This window comes from Pseudomonas sp. 3MAES_34.3B (assembly GCF_058145875.1).
The window spans coordinates 4,355,015-4,380,059 of record NZ_CM176960.1; the positions used below are offsets into that span (position 1 = coordinate 4,355,015).

Here is a 25,045-nt window from a genome sequence, read left to right on the forward strand (position 1 = left end):
CCCGATGCAAAGCAATAGCCTGGTCCTGGACCACGTCAGCAAGCAGTTTGACAATCCGCAACGCCCCGGCGAGGCGCTGCGGGTGCTGGAGAACATCCATCTGGATATCCGCGCCGGCGAATTCGTGAGCATCGTGGGGGCCAGCGGCTGCGGTAAGTCCACCCTCCTGCGCTTGATGCTGGGGCTCGATACCACCTTTGAGGGGCAGATCCTGCTCGATTGCCGCCCGATTCGTGGTACAGGCCTGGAACGCGGCATCGTGTTCCAGGATCACCGCCTGTTCCCCTGGCTAACCGTAAGGGAAAACATCGCGGTGGGGCTGAAGAACTCGCCGCTGTCAGCCGGGGAAAAAGCCGACGCGGTTCGCGAACACCTGGAGTTGGTAGGCCTGGAAGCGTTCGCCGAAGCCTACCCGCAGCAAATTTCCGGCGGCATGGCGCAACGGGTCGCGATTGCCCGGGGGCTGGTAAACCGCCCGTCTGTATTGTTGCTGGACGAACCCTTCGGCGCGCTCGACGCCCTCACTCGCACCCGTTTGCAGAACGAACTGGAAAAGATCTGGGCGAAAGAGCGCATCACCATGGTGCTGGTAACGCACGATGTGGACGAAGCCGTATTCCTGGGTGACCGCGTAGTGGTGATGCAGCCCAACCCGGGGCGCATCCGGCGCGTACTGAACATCGAACTGCCCCGCCCGCGCAACCGCAGCGACAGCGGCTTCATCAGGCTGCGGGATGACCTCCTCAGCGATTTCATCGCCCCGGGCCAGGCCTGAAGGGCTTGCCCGCAGTAAGCGTTAACCCAACGCTTCACTCATCCGGCCGAGACAACCCGCGCGGGAACTGACATCCTTGGCAGCTCATTTTTTTGCATGACTGCCTCGTATGCCAGTGCCCGCCACCCATCGCCCCGCGTTCATGCGCGGCGCCGTTGCTGTCCTTCCTCTTTCCTTGGCCTGCCTGCCCTGGGGGTTGCTGGCCGGTTCGCTGGCAGTGGACGCCGGCCTTACGCCGCTGCAGAGCCAAGGGCTGTCCACCATCGTGTTCGCCGGCGCCGCCCAACTGGTTGCCATCGGTATGTTCAAGGGGGGTGCGGGGGCGCTGTCGATCCTGATCACTACCCTGCTGCTGACCTCGCAGCACCTGCTCTATGGGATGCACATGCGGCCACGGGTGGCGCCCTTGAAGGCGCCGTGGCGCATGGGGCTGGGCTTTCTGCTCACGGACGAACTGTTTGCGCTGACCAGCCAGCAAACACCTGAGCACTTCCAGCGCTGGTACGCCCTGGGTGCGGGGTTGACGTTTTATGTGGCCTGGAACCTCTGCACATTGGCCGGCATCGTGTTGGGCAAGAGCATCCCTGGGCTGGAACACCTGGGCCTGGACTTTTCCATCGCGGCTACTTTCATTGCCCTGATCACACCCGTGGTGCGTTCGATACCGGCCGCGGTCTGTGTGGCGGTAGCACTGGTGTGCTCCGTGCTGTTCAGCCTGTGGCAGCTCGAAAGTGCCTTGGTACTGGCCGGGCTGAGCGCGATGGCGGCCGGCTATACCTGCAAGCAGGTCATGGAGCGTGGGCAATGATGGTATGGATGGTCATCTTCGGCATGGGCGCGGTGCTGTTCTTCAACCGCTATGTGTTTCTTGAGCCCCGCTTGCCGGTGCGCCTGGGCCGCCGTGCGCAGGATTTTCTCGGCTTCGCCGTTCCAGGCATGCTCACCGCCATTTGTGGGCCGATCGTGTTCATGCCCGAGCATCAGCTTAACCTGTCCCTCACCAATCCCTACCTACTGGCCGGGCTGTGTACGGTGGGGCTGATGCTGGTTGCCCGTAGCGTGCTTACCAGCGTAGTACTGGGCATGGCGGTGTTTTATGGGCTGCGCGCCTGGCTGTAAGGTGGATTGAACCCCCACGCGGTGAACAGGACGAACCCAAAGGTGTGAAATATTGCCTATCGTTGTGGGAATCGTCGTAGAAGAGGTGGGTGCCATGGAAATCGAAAAGCTGTTCGCTCAGCTGCACAGTTTGCCCAGTATTCCGAAGGTAGCGCAGGACCTGATCGCTCAGTTCGATAATCCATCGTCGAGCCTTGAAGCCATTGCGCGCAACATCGAGAAGGACCCGGTCATTTCGGCAAAGATCCTCCGGCTGGCCAATACAGCGCGCTTCAAGGGCGCGCGGGAATCCACCAGCATCGAAGACGCCGCCATGCGCCTGGGTTTCAACACCATGCGTACCCTGGTGCTGGCCAGCGCCGTCACCGGTGCGTTCAGCGCGCCGCCGTCGTTCAATCTTAAGGGGTTCTGGCTCAAGAGCTTCCAGGTGGCGAGTATCGCCCGCGTGCTCGCCAGGCAGGGCGGCCAGGATGCGGAGGTCGCCTTCACGTGTGGTTTGATGCACAACATCGGCGAATTGCTGATCCAGACCGGCGCGCCAGAAATGGTCGACCGGCTCAACACGCGCCGCTCAACCACCTCGCCAGCCCATGCCGCAGATGAAACCCTGCAACTGGGCTTCGGCTATCCCGAAGTGGGCGCCGAACTGGCCAAGCGCTGGAACCTTCCCAAGCAGATCCAGGACGGTATCGCCTTCCAGGCGCGGCCGCAGCAGGCCCCTGGCAACGCTCCGCTGCCGCTGCTGGTTGCCCAGGCGGGCGAGGTAAGCGATCAGCTGCAGAAATACGGTGGCCCCACGCCCGAAGCCAAGGCGGAGCTGAACGGCGAGCTGATGAAAGGTGTGGACCTGGACCTGCTGTTCGACGCCCTGCCCGCAGTGCTGGAGGCCGACAAGGCGTTTGCTGAGCTGTTGAACTGACGCCTTCTAGCCCAGGTTTTTCTCGAAGGTGTCGGTGAACAGTTGATTGCGGGGGAGCCCGGCCATGAACAAGCGCCGGCTGATGGCCTGGACCATGGCCGGGGCACCACAGGCCAGCGCGATGGTCTGCCGGGTGGGGCGCAGATCTGTAAGCTGCGCATCGGTGTCGCGTAAATCCACCTTAAGGTTCGGATGCAGCGCGGCCAGTGCGTTCAGCTCGGCCGAAAGGTAGTGGCTGCCCTCGCCCGCCATGTGCACCACGTGAATGGGCCCGCTGTGATGGTGGTTCAGGGCAGACCGCAGCACGGCCCACAGTGGCGCCAAACCGGTACCGCTGCCCACCAACCACAGGGGCCGCATTTCCCACGCGAGGTCGTAATGCAATGGCCCGCCCAGCACTTCTCCCAGCCGCAGGCAGTCGCCTTCTTTGAACTGGCGGGCGCGGTCGGCGAATGCGCCGGGCCGGCTGCATTGGATGTGGAACTCCAGCCACGGTGCCTCTTGGGGCAAGCTGGCGATTGAATAAGGCCGCGCGATGCCGTCTTCGGTCCATAGCACCACATGCTGGCCAGGCTGGTAGCGTACCGCGCGATGCGGCACTACCCGCAGGCGCAACACCAGGTCGCCGTGCCAGCTGACTTCGCTGACTCGAGCCTCTACGCCATCGAGCTTCGGGTCATACGGCACTACCTCGAGATCGCCAACCATCCGGCACTGGCAGGCCAGGCGCCAGCCCATGGCGCGCTCGTGGGCTGGCAGCGCGTCGGGGCGCTGGTCGTCGGGCTGGCCGGCCACGCAACGTACCCGGCATGTGTGGCAATGCCCGGCATGGCAACTGGAGGGCACAGCAACGCCGTTGCGGTTCAAGGCATCCAGCAAGGAGGCCCCCGCCGGGACTTCCCAACGCCGGTTACCCACGGTCAGCTCAGGCATCCACGCACTCCCACGCGGCCACGCACCGGTTACGCCCTGCGCGCTTGGCCTGGTAAAGGGCATTGTCGGCGCGCTGCAAGGCGTCGTCCAACCTGTCGCCCTCGGTGAGCAGGGTCATGCCGGCGCACAGGCTCAAGCTGGTTGCGCCGCCCTCGGCCGGCGGCGTGGCGGCGAACGCCAGGCGCAGGCGTTCACAGCACAGGGTCAGGCGCTCGGCATCTGAATCGAGCATTAGCAACACGAACTCTTCGCCACCGTAGCGTGCCAGCACATCGCCTTCGCGCAGGCAGGCCGCAGCCACCTGGGCAAACCCCTGCAACACAGCGTCACCCGCGGCATGGCCATGTACGTCATTGATGCGTTTGAAATGGTCCAGGTCGATCAGTGCCAGGCCGTGGGTGTGACCAGGGCGCAGGGCCTGCAGCTCCCGGGAGGCGAGGCGCAGGAAATGCCGCCGATTGAACAGGCCCGTCAGTTCGTCTGTCGCTACCAGGTCTTCGAGCTGGCGCATCATTCCACGCAAGGTGTCCTGGTGAGCCTGCAGCGCAAAACGCCGCTGGCGCATGCGTTGCCGGGAGGCTTGAACGTAGTTGGCATATAAGCAAAGCCAGAACAGCACGATAAACAAGACTGCCGCTTGAATGGCCACCAGGCCCGGGTCCAGCGGCCTGCCCTCACCTGCCTCATAAAGGGCCAGGCCGATAAAGCTAAGGAACACCAATGCCGCACATCGCAGGAACACCGCCCGCGGCAAATGGAACAGGCCAAACATCAGCGGCACCACGTAAATCATCATGAACGGCCCGCGGGCATTGTCCAGGTGATAGAGCAGCCAGGTTTGCCAGGCGATACCCAGCCAGATCTGCGCCTCGGTGAGGCTGGGGTCGGCGAAGCGCAGGTTACGGCGAGTAAAGAACACCGCACCCAGCAGCGCCTGGCTCGCCAGCACGAGCACACCGCCCACTACCACCGTCTGGGTAGTGCCCATGAAATAGCCGCCCAGAAAGGCAACGCCCACCAGCACCAGCATCATGAGATAGCTGCTGGCCGCCAGAAGGAACCGCTTCACGAAGAGCTTTTGAAGATTATGTTCGGTCACTCGTTGACTCACCGTACTCATCGGGATCCCATCCCTTACCACAGATATGGCAAGGTGCCACTTTAGTGACCTGAACGGAAAATGACCATCGTAATTTTATCCGCCCGATGATCGACCACGCGTGCACCCTGATCGGTACAGCCGCCGAATACCGCACGGGATCATTCATTCGCGGCTGTACCACCGCCCCGGCCAAGGTATACTGCCGCGCCTTTTATTGGCCCCCGCCTGCCCTTGTCGATACCCGCAGCTGTGGGTAACGCCTGGAGAGGTCGCCCCGCGTGCCCTGCGCGTGGCTATGAATGTTCCCGTGTCAAAGAGGAGCGCGCCCGTGACCGTGATCAAGCAAGACGACCTCATTCAGAGTGTCGCCGATGCCCTGCAGTACATTTCCTATTACCACCCCGTCGATTTCATTCAGGCGATGAACGAAGCCTACCTGCGCGAGGAGTCCCCCGCCGCACGTGACTCCATCGCTCAGATTTTGATCAACTCCCGCATGTGCGCCACCGGCCACCGCCCGATCTGCCAGGACACCGGCATCGTGACGGTGTTCGTGCGCGTGGGCATGGACGTGCGCTGGGATGGCGCCACCATGAGCGTGGACGACATGATCAACGAGGGTGTACGCAGGGCCTACAACCTGCCGGAAAACGTGCTGCGCGCCTCGATCCTGGCCGACCCGGCCGGCAGCCGCAAGAACACCAAGGACAACACCCCGGCGGTGATCCACTACTCCATCGTGCCGGGTAACACCGTTGAAGTGGATGTAGCAGCCAAGGGCGGCGGTTCCGAGAACAAGTCGAAAATGGCCATGCTCAACCCGTCCGACTCGATCGTGGACTGGGTGCTGAAAACCGTTCCCACCATGGGCGCCGGCTGGTGCCCGCCTGGCATGCTGGGCATCGGCATCGGCGGCACGGCTGAAAAAGCCGCGGTCATGGCCAAGGAAGTGTTGATGGACCCCATCGACATCCATGAGCTCAAGGCCCGTGGCCCGCAGAACCGCCTCGAGGAAATGCGCCTGGAGCTGTTCGAGAAGGTTAACCAGCTGGGCATCGGCGCCCAGGGCCTGGGTGGCCTGACCACCGTGCTGGACGTGAAAATCATGGATTACCCCACCCACGCAGCCTCGCTGCCGGTGTGCATGATCCCCAACTGCGCCGCCACCCGCCACGCCCATTTCGTGCTCGACGGCACCGGCCCGGCCTCGCTGGAAGCGCCACCCCTGGACGCCTACCCGGAAATCGTCTGGGAAGCTGGCCCGTCGGCCCGCCGCGTAAACCTGAACACTGTCACTCCCGAAGACGTGCAAAGCTGGAAGCCAGGCGAAACCCTGCTGCTCAACGGCAAGATGCTCACCGGGCGTGACGCAGCGCACAAGCGCATGGTCGACATGCTCAACAAGGGCGAGTCGCTGCCGGTGGACCTCAAGGGCCGCTTCATCTACTACGTGGGCCCGGTCGATCCGGTTCGCGAAGAAGTAGTCGGCCCCGCTGGCCCCACCACCGCCACCCGGATGGACAAGTTCACCCGGCAGATCCTGGACCAGACCGGCCTGCTGGGCATGATCGGCAAATCCGAGCGCGGCCCTACCGCGATCGACGCGATCAAGGACTACAAGGCGGTGTACCTGATGGCCGTGGGCGGCGCTGCCTACCTGGTGGCGCAAGCCATCAAGGGCGCCCGCGTGGTGGCCTTCGAGGAACTGGGCATGGAAGCGATCTACGAGTTCGACGTGAAGGACATGCCTGTCACGGTCGCGGTCGATAGCCAGGGCGAGTCGGTGCACATCACCGGCCCGGCGATCTGGCAGAACAAGATCGCTGAAAGCCTGGCGGTCGAGGTTCGCTGAGGAAGACGAGCCCGGCCATGTGCCGGGCTCGTTCTTTAGCTTGACGGAACATATCGCGGCAGCCTAGATTCCTTGCCATGCAACAATTTCCCCTGAACGCCGCCATTATTATTACCGCCATTCCAGCACTGGCGGGCTAGCGTTCATCTGCACCCCACCCGCCCACGAGGCGGGTTGTTCACTGTCTCCGGGCCCACTTACCGAGAGACAGCATGCCCAGCCACAGCGCCTCCAATCACAGCCCCGCCCGCACACCTGCCGAGCAAGCCGTTGCCGCCGTTACCCAGGGCAGCCTGGATACGCTCCTGCGTGCCTACATGACGCGCATTCTATCGGCGCCGGTGTATGACGTGGCTATCGAAACACCGCTACACGCCGCGCCTGCCCTGTCCGCCGCACTGGGCAATCAGGTGCTGCTCAAGCGCGAAGACCTTCAACCGGTGTTCTCCTTCAAGCTACGGGGGGCTTATACGCGGCTGTCTCGCCTAAGCCCGGAGCAGCGAGCGGCGGGTGTGATTGCTGCGTCAGCCGGTAACCACGCTCAAGGGCTGGCTTTGGCGGCACAGAAGCTGGGGGTAAAATGCCAAGTGGTGATGCCGGTGACCACGCCCGATGTGAAGATCGAGGGCGTTCGTAGCCGTGGCGGCGAGGCCATTCTCCACGGCGATGCGTTCCCTCAGGCCCTCGCCCATGCGTTGAACCTGGCTCAAACCCACGGCTATACCTTTGTGCCGCCGTTCGACGATCCGGATGTGATCGCCGGCCAGGGCACCGTCGCGATGGAAATGCTTCGTCAGCATCAGGGCCGCCTGGACGCCATCTTTGTACCGGTCGGCGGCGGCAGCCTGATCGCTGGCGTGGCAGCGTACGTAAAATATCTACGGCCAGACGTGCGAATCATTGGCGTGGAGCCGCACGATTCGAATTGCCTTCAACAGGCGCTGGCTGCGGGTGAGCCGGTGGTGCTGTCAGAAGTGGGGCTGTTCGCGGATGGCGTAGCGGTGGCGCGGATCGGCGAGCACAACTTCGAGCTCTGCCAGCACTTGGTTGATGAAGTGATCACTGTCAGCGCGGACGAAATCTGCGCGGCGATCAAAGATGTGTATGACGAAACACGTGCCATCTGCGAGCCTGCCGGCGCGCTGGCAGTGGCGGGGCTGAAACGGTATGTAGCGCGCGATGGCTGCCGAGGTGAGGTGTTGGTGGCGATCAACTCCGGTGCCAATATCAACTTCAGCCGCCTGCGCCATGTGGCCGAACGTGCCGCACTTGGGGAAGGGCGCGAGGCGCTGCTGGCGGTCACCCTCGAGGAGCGACCCGGGAGTTTACGAGCGTTCTGCGAGGTACTGGGCAAGCGCCAGATCACCGAATTCAATTACCGCTGCCAGGGGCGTACGCACGGGCAGATTTTCCTTGGCGTACAAACCGACCCAGCCCTGGCGCCCCGCTCGGCCTTGTTGGCCCAGCTGGCAGGGCACGGTTACCCTGTGCTGGACATGACCGATAACGAACTGGCCAAACTTCACCTGCGCCATACCGTGGGCGGCCGCGCCCCAGCCGGGCTGCAAGAGCGGCTGTACCGGCTGACCTTCCCCGAGCGCCCCGGGGCCTTGGGTGCTTTCCTCAATGCGCTCGACCCCCGCCTCAATATCACGCTGTTCCACTACCGCAACCATGGCGCGGACGCTGGCCGTGTGCTGTTGGGGCTGGAACTGGGTGAAGGGTGCGATGCGCAAGCCATTGACCGGCTGTTGAGCGACTGCGGATGCCCCTTTACCGATGAAAGCGACAACCCGGCGTATCGGTTGTTTATTGGGTGAGTCGCCAGCATCGCAGCAATTCGCGACATGCTTGGCTAGAACCTGTAGGAGCGGGCCAAGCCCGCGAACATGCCTGAATCCACCTTGGCCCATCTGCCGGTTCGCCAGCTTCGCTGGCTCCTACACGAAACTGGCCACTGCATCGCGGACCATTACCGGATTACGTCTCCTCGCGCTGCCCCTGGTGAATCTCGCTCAGCAGGCTCAACAACTGGTCGAACGCCACCGGTTTGCCTAACCGGTGGTCGAAGGTCACACCGGCATCGGTATCCGGCACGTGTGCTTCCCCGTATCCGCTCAAGGCAATAGCGACCGTGGATTCCCAGGCAGGCAGGCCACGTAACGCTTTCAGCAGGTCGTAACCCGATAGCCCAGGCATGCCGAGGTCGGAAATGATCACGTGTGCCTGGGCCGTACGGGCCCATTCAAGGGCGGCGGTCGGCTCGCTGAAGGCCTGCACCGTGGCCTCCTCCATTTCAATCAGTTCGCGCATTACATCCAGCACTTCGGCGGAATCGTCCACCAGCAACACATTCAAACCTGCCAGCGAGGCACGTTCGTTAAACGTTGGCTCAGTGGCAGGCCCAAATTCATGCTCAACCAAGGGCAGCGTTACGGTAAACGTGGAACCGTGGCCAAGGCCCGCCGAGTCCACGGCCACCGAGCCTGCGAATGCCTTTGCAAGCTGGCTGACAAGGGACAAGCCGATACCCAGCCCCTGGCGTTCGCGCCAGCCGCGTGGCCCTTTGGCTTGGCCAAACAGGTCGAAAATCTTTTCCTGGCTGGCAGGTTCGATGCCAATGCCATCGTCGATCACTTGCAGCCGAGCGCTGTTGTTATCCCGGGCGAGTACGAGCTTGATAGACCCGTGATCATTGGTGAACTTGAGCGCGTTGCTGATCAGGTTCCAGATGATCTGCTCCAGTCGGGTGATGTCTGCGTTCACGATCAACCGCTCATGCGTACATTCGATCGACACGAAGCGCTTTTCGATTGAGCGCGCCGCCAAGGCGTGGATGTCCTTGAGTACGTGGCAGAGGTCGAGCGGTTTGCAATCAAGGTTGAGCTTGCCCGTTTGTACTCTGGCAACGTCTAGCAGGTCGTCGATGATCCTGGCCTGGCCTTTTACCGCTTCGCGAATCGTGCGAATCGCCCTTACGGTTGCGCTGTTTTCGTTGGCGGCCAGCCGGTGCAGCAAGTCGATATTGAGCTGTATCAAGTTCAGCGGGTGTTTGAGCTCGTGCGACATCACCGCAAAAAACTCGTCCTTGAGCTGATTGCTCAGTTTGGTCTCCTGGAGCATCTGCCGCTGCTCCTCACTGACACGCTGCTGGCCTGTGAGGTCCTTGGCGATTTTCACGAAGCCTTGCAGGCTTTCCCCCTGCAGCAGGGTGACTTCGCCGATGCAGTACATGCGGCTGCCGTCCTTGCGCAAATGCCAGCGCTCATCCTCGCCACGGCCTTCGGCTCTGGCAGCGGCCAGCTCAGCCTGTGGCGCGCCTGCGGCACGGTCCTCAGGGGTGTAGATAAAGTCGAAATAGCGCCCTTCCGCTTCGCTGCGCGCATAGCCGAACATCAGCTCTGCGCCGCGGTACCAGTCGGTGACTACGCCGTTTTCGTCCAGAATGAAAATCGCGTAATCGCGGGTGCTCTCTGCTACCAGGCGAAGGCGTTCCTCACCCGCGCGGAATTGCTGCTCGATGGCGCGGCGCTTGGTGATGTCGATGAAGGTCAGAACCGTGCCGTGAATCTGGTTCTCGCTCGAGCGATATGGCAGCAGCCGCGCAATGTACCAATGATCATCGGAACTGCTGACTTCCCGCTCGATGACAGAGAGCGTACGGAACACTTCTTCTGCGTCCTCGGCCAGGTTCGGGTAATTCAGCCGATGGGTGATATCCAGCAGGGAACGCCCGGTGTCCACCGGGATCATGCTGAAGATATCGGTGGCCCGAGGGGTAAACCATTTGATGCGCATGCCGCGGTCCACGAACACCGTGGCAATATCCGTGGAGGCAATCAGGTTGGTGAGGTAGTCATTGACCTTGTCGGTCTCTTCGACCTTCATCTTCAGTTCATGGTTTACGGTCAGCAATTCCTCGTTGATCGACTGCAGTTCTTCCTTGCTGGTCTCAAGCTCTTCGGTGGCGGAGCGCAATTCTTCGTTGACCGCCTGCATCTCCTCGTTGGAGGCTTTCAATTCCTCGCTCGAAACTTCCGAGTGCTCGATCGTTTCCTGCAACTGGCCCTTGGTGCGTTGCAGCTCGCGCTCCAGGTTGGCAATGATGGTGTTCTCGGCGTAATCCGCGGACGCCAGGTGCAAGGTATCTTCAACCGCCTCGGCGTGGCGGAACTGGATAAACGTGTACTCCGCGTCGGTTTCGTCGTCCCGATAGGGCTCTATCGCGATTTGTATAAGCCGGTCTTCCCCGGCTTCGCTCACTCGAACGGCCCGGGAAACGACGGGCTCCTGATTTTGCTGAACCTGGAACAGCGTTGTGCGCAGTTCGAGACGCAGCGAAGGCAATATCAGCAGCAACAGGCTGCGCGTTGGCTCGCCGCCTACATGGCGCAGGTAGCGCCCGGCGCCTTCGGTCATGTGAAGGATTTCGCCACCGGTGTCCACGATCACGCTGGGCGGCGCGTACTTTTCCACCGCGCGGCGATGAACGTCCTTGAACAGATGCCGGCGCGCTGGAGCTTCTTCGGACGCCTGCATCACGTTGGCGCGCACGTAGGCGGAGCGCGGCATGATGGCTGAGCGACGGAGGCTGCCAGATACTGGCCGAGCCCTGAAAATGCGGTTTTTCTTGTCCACCGGGGTGAACAGCTCCGGGCAGGAATCGGCGGATTCCGACGTGCCGAGGAACAGATAGCCACCGGGGCGCAAAGCGAAGTGGAAGGTTTGAAGGATTTCGCGCTGCACGTCCCGGCTGAGGTAGATCAGCAGGTTACGGCACGTAATGAGGTCGATCTGCGAGAACGGTGGGTCACTGAGCAGGCTGTGGTTGGCAAACAGAATACGCTCGCGTATTTCCTTGCGTACCCGATACCGCTCGCCTTCTTTCAAAAAGTACTGCCGCAACTGAGCGGGTGGTACGTCGGTCACGATGGCTTCCGGATAGGTGGCCCCTCGCGCAATGGAAATGGCGCGTTCGTCGATGTCAGTGGCGAACACTTGCATCTTCCCGCCATGCCCTTCCGTTTCCATCATGTCGGTGATGACCATCGCCAGCGAATACGCTTCTTCGCCAGTGGAGCACCCCGCACTCCATACGCGCAGCTCCTCGGCCGGATCTTTTTCGAGCGACGCTTTGATCATGCCGGGCAACACGTCACGTTCCAGCGCTTCGAACGCTTCCCTGTCCCGGAAGAAATTGGTCACGCCGATCAGCATGTCGCCGAGCAACGCCTTCGCTTCGTCGCCGTGGTTAAGCAAGAAGTTGTAATACGCCTCAAGGTTCGGCTGCGCGGTCACCTGCAAGCGCCGTTCGATACGTCGCAAAATGGTCGCGCGTTTGTAGTGCCTGAAGTCGTGGCCCGTGGCTGCGCGCAAATGAATCAGAATGTCGTGAATGAAGTGCTCATCCACGCGAGCATCCGGACTCTCGCCTTTCACAACAGGTTGGTCGTCCGCGTCTGTACTTGGGGGCAAACGGATCTGCTGGGAGTTCTTCCATATCGAAAGCAGTTTCTCGGGCATCTCGACAACGGGCAGAATGAAGTCCACTGCCCCCGTTTCAATGGCCGCGCGCGGCATGCCGTTGTACTCGGCGTCCTCCGGCGTTTGCGCAAAGGTAACGCCCCCCTCCTCCTTGATGCGCGTAAGCCCCACCGCACCGTCCGACCCTGCTCCAGAGAGCACAATGCAAAAGGCATTTTCCTGGTGGGCTTCGGCCAGGTCTCGGAAGAACAGGTCGATAGCCACATGACCACCGCGCCGGGGCGGAGACGGCAGCACGTCAAGGCAACCATCCACCATGATCAGATGCTGCGCCGGGGCAATCACGTACACGTGGTTCGGCTCGATATGCACACGCCCGGTGACCTGCTGAACCGGCATGCCGGTGGATTCCTGGATAATCCTGTCGGCAATGCTCTGGTGGTGCGGCGATAGGTGCAGTACCACTGCGAACGCCATGCCCGGATCTTTCGGCATTTGCGAGAAAAACGCCTTCACCGCCTGCAAACCGCCAGCGGACGCGCCTATGCCCACCAAGGGAAACGGTAAACCGCTGGCCTTGGTGCGCGGCGTTTTTTCCGAGGTACTTTCCGATTCTGCTGCCATTGCCGGTGCTATCCATTCGAAGGTGCGCCAGCCGTGACACAGCGCAGAAATTCCAGGAACGTCATTATAGTGGACCCAGGCGCGATAGGGTTCGATCCGCTGGGGGTGGTTGTTTTGGTCGGGGGTGGAGGTGCCGCTGGGTTGTGCGGTCGGGGGTGCGCCAAGGGAGGGAGGGATGGCGGAGGGCGAAGGTTAGTGCTCGGGATGTTCTGATATCGCGGCTAGGCTGGCAGATCGCTACGCACCTACCCGCTGACTAGTATTTGCCCGAGCTCACGAAATGGGCAAATACCGGCTCCGGGATAGCTGCTTCGAAACCGCTCGGCGCGAGCTCACCTGTTCGATTATCGATCTTGAAGGAGGTCACATTATCGGACTTGAGGTTGGCAACAATCAGCCAATGACCGTCAGGGCCGATAGACAATTCCCAAGGATACTTACCGCCCGAGCTGATACGTTGGACTGGTTCAAGGCATGAACCTTGAACGATCCGATAAACCACCAGCGTATCCGTGCCTCGATCGGCCACATACAGGAATTTCTCGTTGGGGCCGATTTTCATCGATGCAGCGCTTTTTGGCCCTGTAAATCCAGCAGGGAACGTATCAACCGAGGCGCCGTAACTTACAGTTTTCGTTTCTGGCTGCCAGGTCAGGCATTGCACCTGCGCCGAGAGCTCGGATAGAAGGAACCCGTGCCGTCCATCCTTTTGAAATTCAATCCCTCTAGGCCCGGTGCCTGGTGCCATTTGAACAAATGGCGTTACGCCCTGGGTCAACTGTTTATCCTTGCCGGTCAGCTGGTATATGAAAATCCTGTCAGCCCCTAGATCGGGCACTAGCACGTCGTTTGTATTTTTCACTAACGCGATGCTGTGAGCGTGAGCCTTTGTCTGCCTGGGCGTTGGCCCTTGCCCGAAGTCCGCGAGCACCGAGCTCACTGGCTGAACCTTACCGTCGGCTGAAATAGGTAAAACCGCAACCTGACCGCCGCCATAATTGGCCACAACAAGGCTGTTATGGGATTTATCGTAGACCATGTGGGTAGGGCCACTACCACCGGATGCAACGCGATTGAGTTCCGTTAACGCACCAGACTGTTGATCCATACCGAACGCTACCACCTCGCCATTCGCACCGCCGTCATTTCCAACTTCACTAACACTGTATAAATGATGACCGCCAGGATCTTGAACAAACCAGGTGGGCCGCACCACCTTTGCCGCTTTTCGTGTATTTGAGAAACTGCCATTTCCGAGATTGAAGGCGGCGCTATAAATATAATCTCCATGAGTTCCAAAATAGACCCATGCCGTGCCATTACTTTTAGGGGCCGCAAAAATCAAAGAGTCGCAGAGCGCGAATAAAAACAAGCCAAAAAAAATACCTTTCAGAGCATCCCTACCCATTACCCTTACCTCCTACCAATTATTATAATTATAATTTTAACGCCCAGGCTTTTCGAGCTATCCTCTGCGCCTGACAAGCGTACCCGGATATTGTCGATGCGACACTTGAGTGTCCATTGAAAAAAGCTACCCATGGGTTGAGCGGATGGTTAACCCAAGGCAAAGGCTACCGGTACGGCGCCGCGGAGCATCACGCATGAGCGCGCATCGACCCTATGCCTGGCTACTTTTCAAGGCTGTGCCCATGGGTGATGTTGCTTCGTCAGGCTCATTGATCTTCGGCGCCCACTTGCGCCTCATCAAAACAATCGTGCTGGCTGCACCTAGAAACAGAAAAACGAAAATCGCAAGCATCGGCAGCGTATAGCTGTGGCCGATATACAAAAGCCAGCCCGACAGGCTGGCAGACACGCCGCCCGCGAGGCTTGTCGCAACCTGTTGAAGCCCGGTGTTCAAGCCGGTGGCCTGCTTCGGGATCAGCGTCAACTTCACCAGCGCGAGGTTGTTTGTGGTAACCAGCCCTACCAACGTCAGGGAAAGCACATTCCAGAACAGTGCCATCGATACGGTCGACGCATAAGCGCCACACAGCGTTGTCATACCCCCGATGAAGCCCACCACCATGAAGGACTTGCGCACCGTGACCGCGTCGTATCCGCGCATGATCAACCTGTCAGCCGCCCACCCGCTAAGGCCGGCCGCGATCGCGACGCCACAAAAGCTCAGGGCGGTATAAAGGCCCGCCTGCGTTAACGAAAGCCCACGTTGCTCGACAAGGTAGGCAGGCATCCATGTCATACAGAAGAAAACAAAGTAGGCGTAGCAGAAGTTCGTAATCAGCCCGCCCCACACCACCGGGCTCACAAGCAGGTTGCGCAGTGGCACCGTTGCGGCATATTTCTTTCTTTTTAGTAACTCAGTGCGATCCGGGAAGTCGTTCCGAACCATCAGGAACCAGGGCATCAGCCACACCAGGCCGGCCAGCCCCGTCACGATAAACATGAGTTTCCAGGATGTTCCTGCGATAAGCCATGCCGCCAGGGGCGCACCCAGTGCCGGCCCCGCCTTGCCGCCAACCGCATAGATGGCCAACGCAGAACCCTTCTGCGTTTCCTCGAAGCGATCTGCTATGTATCGATACGTCGCCGGGACCACCACTGCTTCGGCTGCCCCGATGATGACGCGCACTACAAGCAGCGCGCCGAGCGAATCCACCAGGCCGGTGGCCGCCGCCGCTACGCACCAGAGAAAAAAGCATATTGCGTACGGCCACTTCACGCCATAGCGGTCAACCAGCCATCCCATCGGTAGTTGTAAAATGCCGTACACCCAGAAAACAGATGAACCTAACCAGCCCATCTCGATATGGGTTAGCGAAAATTCCCTGACAAACTTAGGGTCCGCTATCGCGGCCGACATGCTTGATCGATCCGTCCACGCAATCATCAATCCGAATGCGAGTAGAACGACCACGCCCCAGCGGTTTTCCGGGCGTACCGCCTTCTGGATAATATCCACTACTGCCTCTCACACCTGCTTTTTAATTGTTGTTATCCCGACTTCCCGTCGCACCCTCTCCGCCAGGTATGAACATCGAGTCGTTTAGGTTTTTGCGGTTTCGTGTGTCAAGCCAAGTACATGGCTGCATGAGGGCTCGGTGAAAATCATCAACCTGCTCTGGCTCGCAGTCCAGTGAGTTTTGCGTAACTTTTGTTAACCAAATGGTAAAACAGCAACGCTTGTCTGCAGGATCTGACGGCCTATCAGCGCGCGGGACCGACTGACGCCATCCGATCGATGAAATAGGTTTACGTTCTGCACAAGGCTGTGATTTGCTAATCGGCCTTCACCGGGTGAACACGTTGATCTTCGCCAAGGGGACTTTATGACGCACAGTTCGAATACAAAATATCGACACGAGTCAAACACCAAAGGCAAGCTCAAAACGGTACCGAAGGTCCGTTTGTATGTGGAGCGGCGCGAGGAAGAAGAGAAATGGTTTGTCAACATCGGCCACGTTACCGAGCGCGGCCGCTGGCGAACCGAACCTCACTCACATCCAGGGTACGGCCAGATTATCTTCGTTCGCAGCGGCCACGGTGTCATGAACCTTGAAGGTTCGAGCGTCCCGTTCGAGGGGCCCTGTGTGCTGCTGCTGCCCACAGAATGTGTGCATGGGCTCGATTATGAAAGCGACGTGGACAGGTGGGTCGTGACAATCGAGGTGTCCTATCTGAGCCAGCTCTATGCTCGCCTCCACGAATTCATTCAACTGTGGTCCCTGCCCCGGATGATCACGTTTCCGTCAATGGCTGGCACCGCAACTGAATTCTTCTCTCTCATCACGCGACTGGCGCAGGAACTGGAGTCCAAGACGTTCGGTCATGTGGTGGCAGCAGAAGCCCTGTTGACGCAGCTTTTTCTGATGCTGGTCCGGCGCACCCGCCTCGATCAGCCTGACGATGGCGGCGCCTCTCGCAATGAGACCTGCCTGGCAGAACGCTATCGAGAACTCATCAATCAGCATTACTCGCAAAACCTGCCACTGCATGACTACGCATCGATGATGGGCGTGTCCCTGGTGCAGTTGCGCGCGGCTTGCGTGGCAGCAACCGGGCAAAGCCCGACGAAGATGATTCACGCGCGCATCATCACCGAAGCGAAACGGAATTTGATTTTTGGCGAAATGTCCATCGAACAGATTGCCTTTGGGCTGGGCTTTTCGGATGCCGCGTACTTCACGCGCTTTTTCCGCAGGGAGGTGGGTGAGACCCCAAGCCAATTCCGCACGACGACTCGAGAATAGCCTCAACCTACCAAACAAGTTGCGAAGCGGGCGTGTCAGCGACAGTTAGCACCTCGACAAACCCACCGCCGTACCCTTGCATCCCGTTCGCGCCCCGCGCGCGAACCCATCTGCAATCGCGAAAGACATCCATCTAGCAACGTCCCGCAAAAAATGCCAGCGAATCTCACTTTTGTGTAAAGGCAGGCGCCTGGGCACCCAATAGTATTCCCTCCACGCACCGTAAAAGAATACCGGATTGATCAGCTAGTTGCCCTCGGTGCGACCGAATCAAGAGTGGAAAACGACCACGCCTGGCCGATGAACATAAGTCCGATCTCGACGGAGGCACAAATAACATTCAACTAACACACAGCGACAAGCTGGCACTTCCTGACCTTCTGCTTCATTGGTGCGCCGGCCGGCTTCACTGCTGCGCACGGGGAATCTGGCTTCCATCACACAGACAAAAAAGTCGAGCGAAACGTGTTCTATAAAAACAAAAAAATCTATACGGATGGAAACATGAAAAAAATTTCTAAACCGTTGCCCAAGCTGTTTCTCGGCATGGCTATGGTCTGTTGCTTTAACGAATGTGGTCACGCTCAGGAGGTTATTGATGCGCCCACGACTTCCGCTTCGCCACAGGCCAAACCGGCCCAACAGGTTCCGGAAAATACCAACGTGCCACACGCTTTTCCGGACCTTGCGAAGGTAGCCGAACAGGTCGGTGCGCCTCCGGTGTCGTGGAACGACACGTTTATCGGCTACCGCGTAGGTCACAACTTCCACTTCCCGGGTGTTCCCGACAAGATCAAGCAGGATATTGGTTACCTCACCACGACCGGTGGCTTCAGGTATGGCAGCTACGCGTTCAACGTTGATTACCGTGTGTCCGACTCGGCGAACCCGGAAGCCGGCGGCCCGAGCAACGGGGGTGCGCAAGAGGTTTATAGCGTGGGTCGCGTTACTGCGAGCGCCAGCAAGATTTTTGGCAAGCAGATAGACTTTGGCGTGATTCGCGATGTAGGCCTGACCGGTGGTTATGAATTCGGGACAAAGAACGATGCCTACGCCCAGCGAGCCCGTATGCTCGTCCTGGGTGCAACAGTCGAGTTCGCACTGCCGCGCGGGTTCTGGAACTTGACCGCTGGGGTGCGGACGGAAAGCAACCATAACGGTATTGTTGGCGTGGACGTGGATTACGACGCCGCCTGGCACATCGAGAGTTCATGGCTCTATCCGTTCCGCGTAGGCCCGGTGCCGATGATATTCCGTGGTTTTGCAACCAGCACAGGGCCTAAAGGCAGAGACGGTTTTGGCGTTAAAACGACGACCGAATACCTCGCGCGCGCTACGTTGTTGGCAGACGTCGGCTCCTTCGCCGGCCATCCGCGGACGTTCTATGCGGGCGTCGGTTACGAATACTGGAAGAACATGTTCGGCACGCCGAGTGATGAAGCGGTCAACACCAGGACGTCGACGCCGATGTTGCAGTTTGAAGCCCATTTTTAATCGATCGGTGCCGTAAGCCAGCCTATTGGCGACGCCTTGAGTGGGTCGCCAATAGTCGTTTTAGAGATAGCATTTTCCTCTTGCCATTACCGTCAAGCGTGTTGCGTTTGCGCTCAGCGCCCCATCCCCGACGCAGCAAAAAGGCGCCATGCTTTCGCACGGCGCCTTGATTACATCCCACTGAAAACAGGCCTACTCATTCGGCACGTACAGCGGCATCGAATCTTCCCACAGCGTATCGGAAATCCCATGCTGGTCGGAGCCATCGGCATTCATCACCCAGTTCTGGCCATCAGGCTGGAACGTGTTGTCGTACAGCGCGAGTTCATCGCGAAAACCATACACACCCGAGCTATAGGCGATACGACCGTCATACAGCCACACCGCGTGCCCCTGGTTCGCACCCGGTGTGGTAAGGCGCGTTACGCCCGTGCCATCCGGTTTGATCGTGTACACGTCGTAATGGAACTTGTTCGGATCGGTCGGGTTGATTTCCTTGCGCGTAAAGACAATTTTGCTGCCATCCGGCGACCAGTCCGGCAGGTTGTCCGCTTCGGTCGTCAGCTCCGTTGTCTGGCGGGTATCCACATCCAGAATGCGCAGGCCTTGTACCTTCGGGCTCCATACGCGGTACACGATCTTCTTGCCGTCCGGCGAGTAGCTGGGGAAGCCCGCATTGATCGAATCATCCGTCAGGATTTCTGGCTTGCCGTCCATGCTGCCGTCGGCCTTGATACGTGCAATGCGGCCCGGCCCCATGCCACGCGTGAAGAACCAGTCGCCAAGGCCGAACGCCACCCACTCGCGATTCGGCGACCACGTTGGCTGGAACGCGCCTGCCAGGCCCTTCTGGACCATGTCCGGAGCCAAGCCGCTGTTAGCCGGATCGTAAATGCGCTGGTAACCGCTGAAATCAGGATTGATGATGGCAATCGAGGAGCCCATCGCTTTTTCCGTGTACACCAACTTCTTGCGATCGGCCGACAATTGGGGGAACACGTCGATGTAACGGTAGTTCCACGCAGGGTCGAAGCTGAACAGCGGCGTGCCATTGGGATGTGCCGGCCGCATCGTGATCTTTTCGTAGACTACCTGGGTACCGTCGGCCGAATAGTGCGGCGAGCGGATGCCAGTATTTGCGGTCGAGCGGGACGTACCTGCGGTGGTGTATAAGCCTTCCGCTTCGCCCCCCTTCACATGATAGGCGACGTTGGTGTCCGAGATATATTGCGGGAACACCTTGAGGCCTGGCGTGGAGGTGAGCGAGGTGCGCGACAGATTGGACAGATCAACCGACTGGATCTGCGAGTCGACCTTGTTGATCAACTCCGGGCGGTGCGCGCCCCAGGTGGATTCCACCGGAGTTTCATAAAACGCGACGCGTTTGCCATCGGGCGACCATGTCGGCGAGCCCTCGTCAAAGCCGGGGTTGCTGGCAATCTTCTTCCAGCCCGAGCCATCGGGATGAATGATATAAATGCTGCTTTCCTGCGTGCGCTCCCAGCCAACCGGTAGATTGTGACCGCGCCATTCGGACCCGATATCGGAAGACAGCGCGATCCACTTGCCATCCGGCGACCACGTTGGCCGGAAGAAGCTGTGCGGTTTGTTCGGATCGAACTTGATATCGCCGGTAACGTTCTTCAGTGCGCCGGTCGCGATGTTGAGCGTCCAGATGTTGGTGGTGCCAAACGCGTCTTTGCCGCGGCGCGACGAGACGAATGCAATCACGTCAGGATCGGTCGGCGAAAAGACGGCCGCGTCGTCAACGGCGATGTGATCGGTCAGCCTTTTCAGGTCGGTGCCGTCCACTTTCACGCGATATAGGTTGGCTTCGCCGAGGCCGTCCCGCTCTGACGTGAAAACGACCCACTGGCCATTTTTCGAGAAAGACGCGTGATAATCGAAGCCCGGCGTTTGCAGCAGCTTGTGCTCGCCGGTACCGTCGGCATTCGACACATACAAGTCGGAAGTCACAGGGCCCAAGCGGTTTACCAATGCCGTGCCTTGCGTCGCAGTTGCAGCGTGTGCGCTTGCCGAAATGACAATCCAGGTGCCCCAAATGGCTGAATAAGCCATGACCCTTTTTATAGGCGAGTTCAAATACACAGCCAATGCCTCCGTTATTATGCTTGGTTGAGCGGGGTACAACACCCGCTCAACGGCCACCTGCGTCGCTGTCCAGCCAACGCGTTGTATGTTCCTTTCCTTATTGCGACGCTTTGCCCAATACCACTTTTGCTGAGCCACTGCGGTAGTTGGCCGAGGCTGTTTAGCGGTCGGGCTGCCAGTACATGAAGCCCATGCCTTCGCCCGTTCCTGCCGGCGTTCGCCAGCACGGTACGTAATCGACCAGCGTCATCTGCGCGCCGGTCTCCTGCACGGCCTTCATCACGCTCACATACAACTTGATTTCCGAAGTGCCCGACTGATATGAACGTTCGTCCACCGACGCCAGCCCTTCGTAGTCGTACTCGGCCAGCATTTTCATGATGCGCTGGTCGAACTCTTCGTCGTTGACGAAGTGCGACAGGCCGCCAGACGCAAAGATGCCCACACGAACGTCATCGGGCCACGCGGTGATGGCGTCGCGCAAAACTCGGCCAAATTCGATGCAGCGCGACATCGACGGCTGCGTCGGCGGGTAGAAGCAGTTCATGATGATGGGCACATGCGGCGGTGGGTTGTCCGACATGATCTGGTGGTACACAAAACTGTAGGCATGCGGCACTACCGGATACTCCGGCGGCGGCTTCATCCACACGTTGGTGGGCCATGCAAACAGATCGGTAAGGTCAAAGTTCTCGCGCTGGAAATACTCGATCAGATACTTCGCCAACCCCGGGTGACAGTAATGGGTAACGTGGTGATCGGGGGCGTAGACCGAACGCTGCGGCGGACCGTTATGCACCTCTTCGCCGCTATAGATGGCGATCGATGGCGAAAAATCAGTGAAGATTTCCTTCTGGTCCTTGCCCAGGATGATGGCCACGTCGATCTTCGCATCGCGATAAGCCTGCGCCATGACGTCCAGCGCCTTGCGGCAGCGACCGGCGCGCTCGGTACGTTCTTCCAAGGTGAGGTATGGCGCAAAAGCCGCGCCGCGATGGTCCTCCAGTTCCGGGTAGGTCCAGGTGCGATTGCGGAACCACAGTTCGGGGTTATTGCGATCGCGCTCCCCATTTGTCAACCAGTCCTCTGGGGCCTGTCCAAGCATGCCGCTATGCGGCACAGCCATTCCGAATACAATCTTTGCCATTAAATTAATGCCCCGTTCTTTATTTGTTCTGGCCAGCCCCGGCCAGTGTTGAATTCGCCAGCGATGCTGTGTGCTACGCGCTGCGCAGCTGCCCACGTGGCTCGCTGATTTTGGGTGCCCATTCGGGGCGATACAGGACGATGGTCGCGAACGCGCCTATCAGCAGAAACACCAGAATGACTTTCATCGGCAGGTCATAGCTGCCACTGGACTGCAATAGCCATCCCGAAAGGCCAGCCGCCACGCCGCCGGCAAGGCTTGTCGCGAGCTGCTGCACGCCAGTCACCAGCCCGACCATCTGCTTGGGGATCAACGTCATGCGCGACAAAACAAGGTTATTGGCCGTGGTCAGGCCCAGGCACGAAAGGGAAAAGATGTTCCAGAAAAGTGCCATGTTCTGCGTGGGCGCATAGGCGCCGAGCAACACGGTACAGGCGAGCGTAAAACCGGAAACAACGAAGGCCTTGCGTACCCGCACGGCGTTGTAGCCCCGTGCAATGATCCGGTCTGCTGCCCAGCCCGCCAGCACCGCAAACACGGCAATGCCGACGAAGCTGAGGAACGTGTATAGCCCCGACTTGGATATCGACAAGCCACGTTGTTCGACCAGATACGCTGGCATCCAGGTCATGCAGTAGAATGCGAAGTAGCCATAGCAGAAGTTGGTAATCAGCCCGCCCCAGATTACCGGGCTGCTTAGAATTCCGTGAAGGCTCACTGTGCGCGCCTGCTCCATTGATTTGGACAGTTGGCTCCTGGACGGAAAGTCATTGCGTACGGTCAAAAACCAAGGGATAAGCCACAACAAGCCGACCATGCCGGTGGCGATGAACATCACTTTCCAGGAATAACTCACAATCAACAAAGCGGCTACAGGGGCACCAATGGCTGGGCCCAGCTTGTTGCCCATGGCGAGCAGGCCGGCAGCGAGGCCGTGGCGGCTCTCATCAAAATTATTGCGTATCCAGCGGTAACTGGCGGGAATAACGATAGCCTCGGACACCCCGATAAGTAACCGCAGCGCGATCAGGCTTTCCAGTGTATGTACGGCGCCCAACAACATCGTAAAAATGCACCACGATCCGAAGGACACCGCATACGGCCATTTCACGCCATAGCGATCGGCCACCCAGCCCATCGGGACCTGGAACAGCCCGTATGACCAGAAGAAGGCCGAGTTGAGCCAGCCGCGATCCAGGCTGTTCAATTGAAAGTATTCGACGAAGGCGGGATCCGCCATCGCAGAAGAAATACTGGTGCGGTCAACGTAGGAAATAAGGACGCCCAGCGCAAGCAGTGCGAGCACGGCCCAGCGGGATCTACTTGTCAGGATTTGCATTGTTTTTATTAACCTGTGAGCGATTGTGTCCACCTCCTGTGCGCTGTAGCGCGCCGACCGGAGGCCCCTTAGCCCGGCTTATGCAAGGGCGGGATATAACGCTTCTTTCCTTAACACCCTATTCTCCTGAATGATTGAAAGGGGGGCGCCGACGTATCACGTCATGGCTTACCGGCATGGTTTGCATTATTTCTGGAATCGACAGGCATGGCCCTACACAAAAATCACTTTCACCGGTACTTTTCCATTCGCCGCAGCAGGTCATGAAAGTGAGTAAAAACGCACCAGGATCACGCCCCAAGGATGCCTGAGCCTGGTGGTATTGACGGTCTGGACCTTAGTACTCAGGCCACCCCGACAGGCTCGGCCCCGCCGCAGTAATACGTTCATCAACACCGCTGAACTGGGTGAAATTATTGATGAACTGCCGGGCCAGATTCCTGGCAGTGGCGTCGAACGCGTTCTTGTCTGCCCAGGTATTGCGCGGATTGAGCAGCCGGGTGTCGACACCAGGAACCGCCTTCGGAACCGACAGGTTAAGGCCCGGCAGATGCTCGGTCTCAACCTCTGCCAGGGCCCCGCTCTGAATCGCAGCGATGATCCGGCGCGTTGTCGGAATACTGAAGCGTTCGCCAGTGCCATAGGGGCCGCCGGTCCAGCCAGTGTTGACCAGATAGATCCGCGAGCCGAATGCTTCAATGCGTTTGATCAGCAAGTCGGCGTATTCACGCGCTGGGCGCGGCAAAAACGCTGCACCAAAGCAGGTGGAGAACGTGGACTTGATACCACCGCCTGAACCCATTTCGGTGGAACCCACCAGCGCCGTATAACCCGATAGGTAGTGATACGCCGCCGCGTCCTTGCTCAGGATCGATACAGGCGGCAGCACGCCGGACAGGTCGCAGGTGAGGAAAATGATCGCCTGTGGTTCGCCAGCCAGGTTTGCCTTGGTACGTTTTCCGACGTGCTCCAGCGGGTAAGCGCACCGGCCATTTTCCGTCAGGCTGGTATCGGCGTAATCGGCGGTTCGGGTATCACTCAACACCACGTTCTCGACGAGGGCCCCAAAACGTATGGCATCCCAAATGATCGGTTCGTTCTTGCGGCTCAGGTCGATGGTCTTCGCGTAGCACCCGCCTTCCAGGTTGAACACCACCCCCTCGCCCCAGCCATGCTCGTCGTCACCGATCAGGTAGCGGTCAGGGTCTGCCGATAGCGTGGTTTTGCCGGTACCGGACAAACCGAAGAACAGGGTGGTGCTGCCATCGTCACCCACGTTGGCGGAGCAATGCATCGGCAGCACTTCATTTCTCGGCAGCAGGAAGTTCTGCACCGAGAACATGGCTTTCTTCATTTCACCGGCGTACTGCATGCCGGCGATCAGCACTTTGCGCTTGGCAAAGTTGAGGATCACACAACCTTCGCTTCGGGTGCCGTCCCGCTCAGGAACGCATTGGAAACCCGCAACGTTGAGGATCTGCCACTCGTCCTTGGCCTTGGGGTTATAGACCTCAGGGTGAATGAACAGGTTTTGCCCGAAGAGGTTCTGCCAGGCGGTCTGCGTGGTCATGACCACCGGCAGGTAGTGGTCCGGATCCGCGCCCACATGAACCCTCGAGACAAACTGCTCGCAACCGGCCAGGTAGCCCTCCACCCGGTCCCAGAGCGCATCGAACGTGTCCGCATCAAAAGAGCGGTTGATGGTGCCCCAATCGATTTCATCGCTTGTGCCCGGTTCCTTCACGATGAAACGGTCCTGCGGCGAACGCCCGGTGCGCTCGCCTGTGGTTACGACCAGGGCCCCGGAGTCGGCGAGCTGGCCTTCACCACGCTCGATCGCTTTTTCAATCAGTAGAGCGCGGCTCAGATTGATGTGTACAGCACACTTATTTACTGCGGTCATTTCGGCATCCCTTGGCACTACGCTTTGC

The 25,045-nt window shown here is 59.4% G+C and carries 17 protein-coding genes; 8 read left to right on the forward strand and 9 right to left on the reverse strand.

Annotated features, from left to right (window positions below):
• Positions 1–4: 4 nt before the first annotated feature.
• The 4 genes from AC3Z8Y_RS19385 to AC3Z8Y_RS19400 all read left to right on the forward strand — a co-directional run bounded on the left by AC3Z8Y_RS19385 (position 5) and on the right by AC3Z8Y_RS19400 (position 2,813).
• Positions 5–775 carry an ABC transporter ATP-binding protein gene (locus tag AC3Z8Y_RS19385; RefSeq protein WP_490087188.1) on the forward strand — a complete coding sequence of 257 codons (771 nt, stop codon included), beginning with the start codon at positions 5–7 and terminating at the stop codon, positions 773–775.
• 109 nt (positions 776–884) lie between these two features.
• Entirely contained in the window at positions 885–1,583 is a 699-nt protein-coding gene (locus AC3Z8Y_RS19390) for an AzlC family ABC transporter permease (RefSeq protein ID WP_490087189.1), read from the forward strand.
• A complete protein-coding gene (locus AC3Z8Y_RS19395; protein ID WP_490090049.1) occupies positions 1,583–1,894 on the forward strand; it encodes an AzlD domain-containing protein in 312 nt (103 codons plus the stop codon). Before AC3Z8Y_RS19390 ends, AC3Z8Y_RS19395 begins: the two co-directional genes overlap by 1 nt.
• 94 nt (positions 1,895–1,988) lie before the next feature.
• Positions 1,989–2,813, forward strand: a complete 825-nt coding sequence (locus AC3Z8Y_RS19400) for an HDOD domain-containing protein (protein WP_490087190.1) — start codon at positions 1,989–1,991, stop codon at positions 2,811–2,813.
• A 6-nt stretch (positions 2,814–2,819) separates the two neighbouring features.
• On the opposite strand, the gene AC3Z8Y_RS19405 is transcribed toward AC3Z8Y_RS19400, so the two are convergent.
• Positions 2,820–3,746 (reverse strand): iron-sulfur-binding ferredoxin reductase, encoded by a 927-nt coding sequence (locus AC3Z8Y_RS19405; RefSeq protein ID WP_490087191.1) that lies wholly within the window; start codon positions 3,744–3,746, stop codon positions 2,820–2,822.
• Positions 3,739–4,845: a GGDEF domain-containing protein gene (locus AC3Z8Y_RS19410; RefSeq protein WP_490087192.1), complete on the reverse strand. Its 1,107-nt coding sequence runs from the start codon at positions 4,843–4,845 to the stop codon at positions 3,739–3,741. The genes AC3Z8Y_RS19405 and AC3Z8Y_RS19410 overlap by 8 nt, the downstream gene beginning before the upstream one ends.
• 331 nt (positions 4,846–5,176) lie before the next feature.
• Between AC3Z8Y_RS19410 and AC3Z8Y_RS19415 the strand changes: the two genes are divergently transcribed.
• Both AC3Z8Y_RS19415 and ilvA read left to right on the forward strand, forming a co-directional pair.
• Complete coding sequence (locus AC3Z8Y_RS19415; protein ID WP_490087193.1) at positions 5,177–6,700, forward strand: fumarate hydratase; 1,524 nt, start codon at positions 5,177–5,179, stop codon at positions 6,698–6,700.
• 317 nt (positions 6,701–7,017) lie between these two features.
• Positions 7,018–8,520, forward strand: a complete 1,503-nt coding sequence (gene ilvA / locus AC3Z8Y_RS19420) for a threonine ammonia-lyase, biosynthetic (protein ID WP_490090050.1) — start codon at positions 7,018–7,020, stop codon at positions 8,518–8,520.
• A 160-nt stretch (positions 8,521–8,680) separates the two neighbouring features.
• Here ilvA and AC3Z8Y_RS19425 read toward each other — a convergent pair whose 3' ends face one another.
• The 3 genes from AC3Z8Y_RS19425 to AC3Z8Y_RS19435 form a co-directional block, all read right to left on the reverse strand.
• Positions 8,681–12,808 (reverse strand): CheR family methyltransferase, encoded by a 4,128-nt coding sequence (locus AC3Z8Y_RS19425; RefSeq protein ID WP_490087194.1) that lies wholly within the window; start codon positions 12,806–12,808, stop codon positions 8,681–8,683.
• 256 nt (positions 12,809–13,064) lie between these two features.
• Positions 13,065–14,216: a lactonase family protein gene (locus AC3Z8Y_RS19430; protein WP_490087195.1), complete on the reverse strand. Its 1,152-nt coding sequence runs from the start codon at positions 14,214–14,216 to the stop codon at positions 13,065–13,067.
• 213 nt (positions 14,217–14,429) lie between these two features.
• Positions 14,430–15,734, reverse strand: a complete 1,305-nt coding sequence (locus tag AC3Z8Y_RS19435; protein ID WP_490087196.1) for an MFS transporter — start codon at positions 15,732–15,734, stop codon at positions 14,430–14,432.
• Between the two features lie 367 nt (positions 15,735–16,101).
• Between AC3Z8Y_RS19435 and AC3Z8Y_RS19440 the strand changes: the two genes are divergently transcribed.
• Complete coding sequence (locus AC3Z8Y_RS19440) at positions 16,102–17,022, forward strand: helix-turn-helix domain-containing protein (RefSeq protein WP_490087197.1); 921 nt, start codon at positions 16,102–16,104, stop codon at positions 17,020–17,022.
• 504 nt (positions 17,023–17,526) lie between these two features.
• Positions 17,527–18,516: a hypothetical protein gene (locus tag AC3Z8Y_RS19445; RefSeq protein ID WP_490087198.1), complete on the forward strand. Its 990-nt coding sequence runs from the start codon at positions 17,527–17,529 to the stop codon at positions 18,514–18,516.
• Between the two features lie 192 nt (positions 18,517–18,708).
• Here AC3Z8Y_RS19445 and AC3Z8Y_RS19450 read toward each other — a convergent pair whose 3' ends face one another.
• The 4 genes from AC3Z8Y_RS19450 to AC3Z8Y_RS19465 all read right to left on the reverse strand — a co-directional run bounded on the left by AC3Z8Y_RS19450 (position 18,709) and on the right by AC3Z8Y_RS19465 (position 25,017).
• Entirely contained in the window at positions 18,709–20,595 is a 1,887-nt protein-coding gene (locus AC3Z8Y_RS19450; RefSeq protein WP_490087199.1) for a hypothetical protein, read from the reverse strand.
• A gap of 193 nt (positions 20,596–20,788) precedes the next feature.
• A complete protein-coding gene (locus tag AC3Z8Y_RS19455; protein WP_490087200.1) occupies positions 20,789–21,775 on the reverse strand; it encodes a DODA-type extradiol aromatic ring-opening family dioxygenase in 987 nt (328 codons plus the stop codon).
• A 73-nt stretch (positions 21,776–21,848) separates the two neighbouring features.
• Positions 21,849–23,114 (reverse strand): MFS transporter, encoded by a 1,266-nt coding sequence (locus tag AC3Z8Y_RS19460; RefSeq protein WP_490087201.1) that lies wholly within the window; start codon positions 23,112–23,114, stop codon positions 21,849–21,851.
• Positions 23,115–23,451: 337 nt separating this feature from the next.
• Positions 23,452–25,017 carry a phosphoenolpyruvate carboxykinase gene (locus AC3Z8Y_RS19465; protein ID WP_490087202.1) on the reverse strand — a complete coding sequence of 522 codons (1,566 nt, stop codon included), beginning with the start codon at positions 25,015–25,017 and terminating at the stop codon, positions 23,452–23,454.
• Positions 25,018–25,045: the final 28 nt, after the last annotated feature.

Bases quoted from the DNA above. Each gene is read 5' to 3' on its own strand.
- AC3Z8Y_RS19440 (WP_490087197.1), top strand. From the start codon at position 16,102: ATGACGCACAGTTCGAATACAAAATATCGACACGAGTCAAACACCAAA.
- AC3Z8Y_RS19455 (WP_490087200.1), bottom strand. From the start codon at position 21,775: ATGGCAAAGATTGTATTCGGAATGGCTGTGCCGCATAGCGGCATGCTT.
- AC3Z8Y_RS19450 (WP_490087199.1), bottom strand. From the start codon at position 20,595: ATGGCTTATTCAGCCATTTGGGGCACCTGGATTGTCATTTCGGCAAGC.
- ilvA (WP_490090050.1), top strand. From the start codon at position 7,018: ATGACGCGCATTCTATCGGCGCCGGTGTATGACGTGGCTATCGAAACA.
- AC3Z8Y_RS19425 (WP_490087194.1), bottom strand. From the start codon at position 12,808: ATGGCAGCAGAATCGGAAAGTACCTCGGAAAAAACGCCGCGCACCAAG.
- AC3Z8Y_RS19400 (WP_490087190.1), top strand. From the start codon at position 1,989: ATGGAAATCGAAAAGCTGTTCGCTCAGCTGCACAGTTTGCCCAGTATT.
- AC3Z8Y_RS19465 (WP_490087202.1), bottom strand. From the start codon at position 25,017: ATGACCGCAGTAAATAAGTGTGCTGTACACATCAATCTGAGCCGCGCT.
- AC3Z8Y_RS19460 (WP_490087201.1), bottom strand. From the start codon at position 23,114: ATGCAAATCCTGACAAGTAGATCCCGCTGGGCCGTGCTCGCACTGCTT.
- AC3Z8Y_RS19390 (WP_490087189.1), top strand. From the start codon at position 885: ATGCCAGTGCCCGCCACCCATCGCCCCGCGTTCATGCGCGGCGCCGTT.
- AC3Z8Y_RS19445 (WP_490087198.1), top strand. From the start codon at position 17,527: ATGAAAAAAATTTCTAAACCGTTGCCCAAGCTGTTTCTCGGCATGGCT.
- AC3Z8Y_RS19395 (WP_490090049.1), top strand. From the start codon at position 1,583: ATGGTATGGATGGTCATCTTCGGCATGGGCGCGGTGCTGTTCTTCAAC.
- AC3Z8Y_RS19385 (WP_490087188.1), top strand. From the start codon at position 5: ATGCAAAGCAATAGCCTGGTCCTGGACCACGTCAGCAAGCAGTTTGAC.
- AC3Z8Y_RS19430 (WP_490087195.1), bottom strand. From the start codon at position 14,216: ATGGGTAGGGATGCTCTGAAAGGTATTTTTTTTGGCTTGTTTTTATTC.
- AC3Z8Y_RS19405 (WP_490087191.1), bottom strand. From the start codon at position 3,746: ATGCCTGAGCTGACCGTGGGTAACCGGCGTTGGGAAGTCCCGGCGGGG.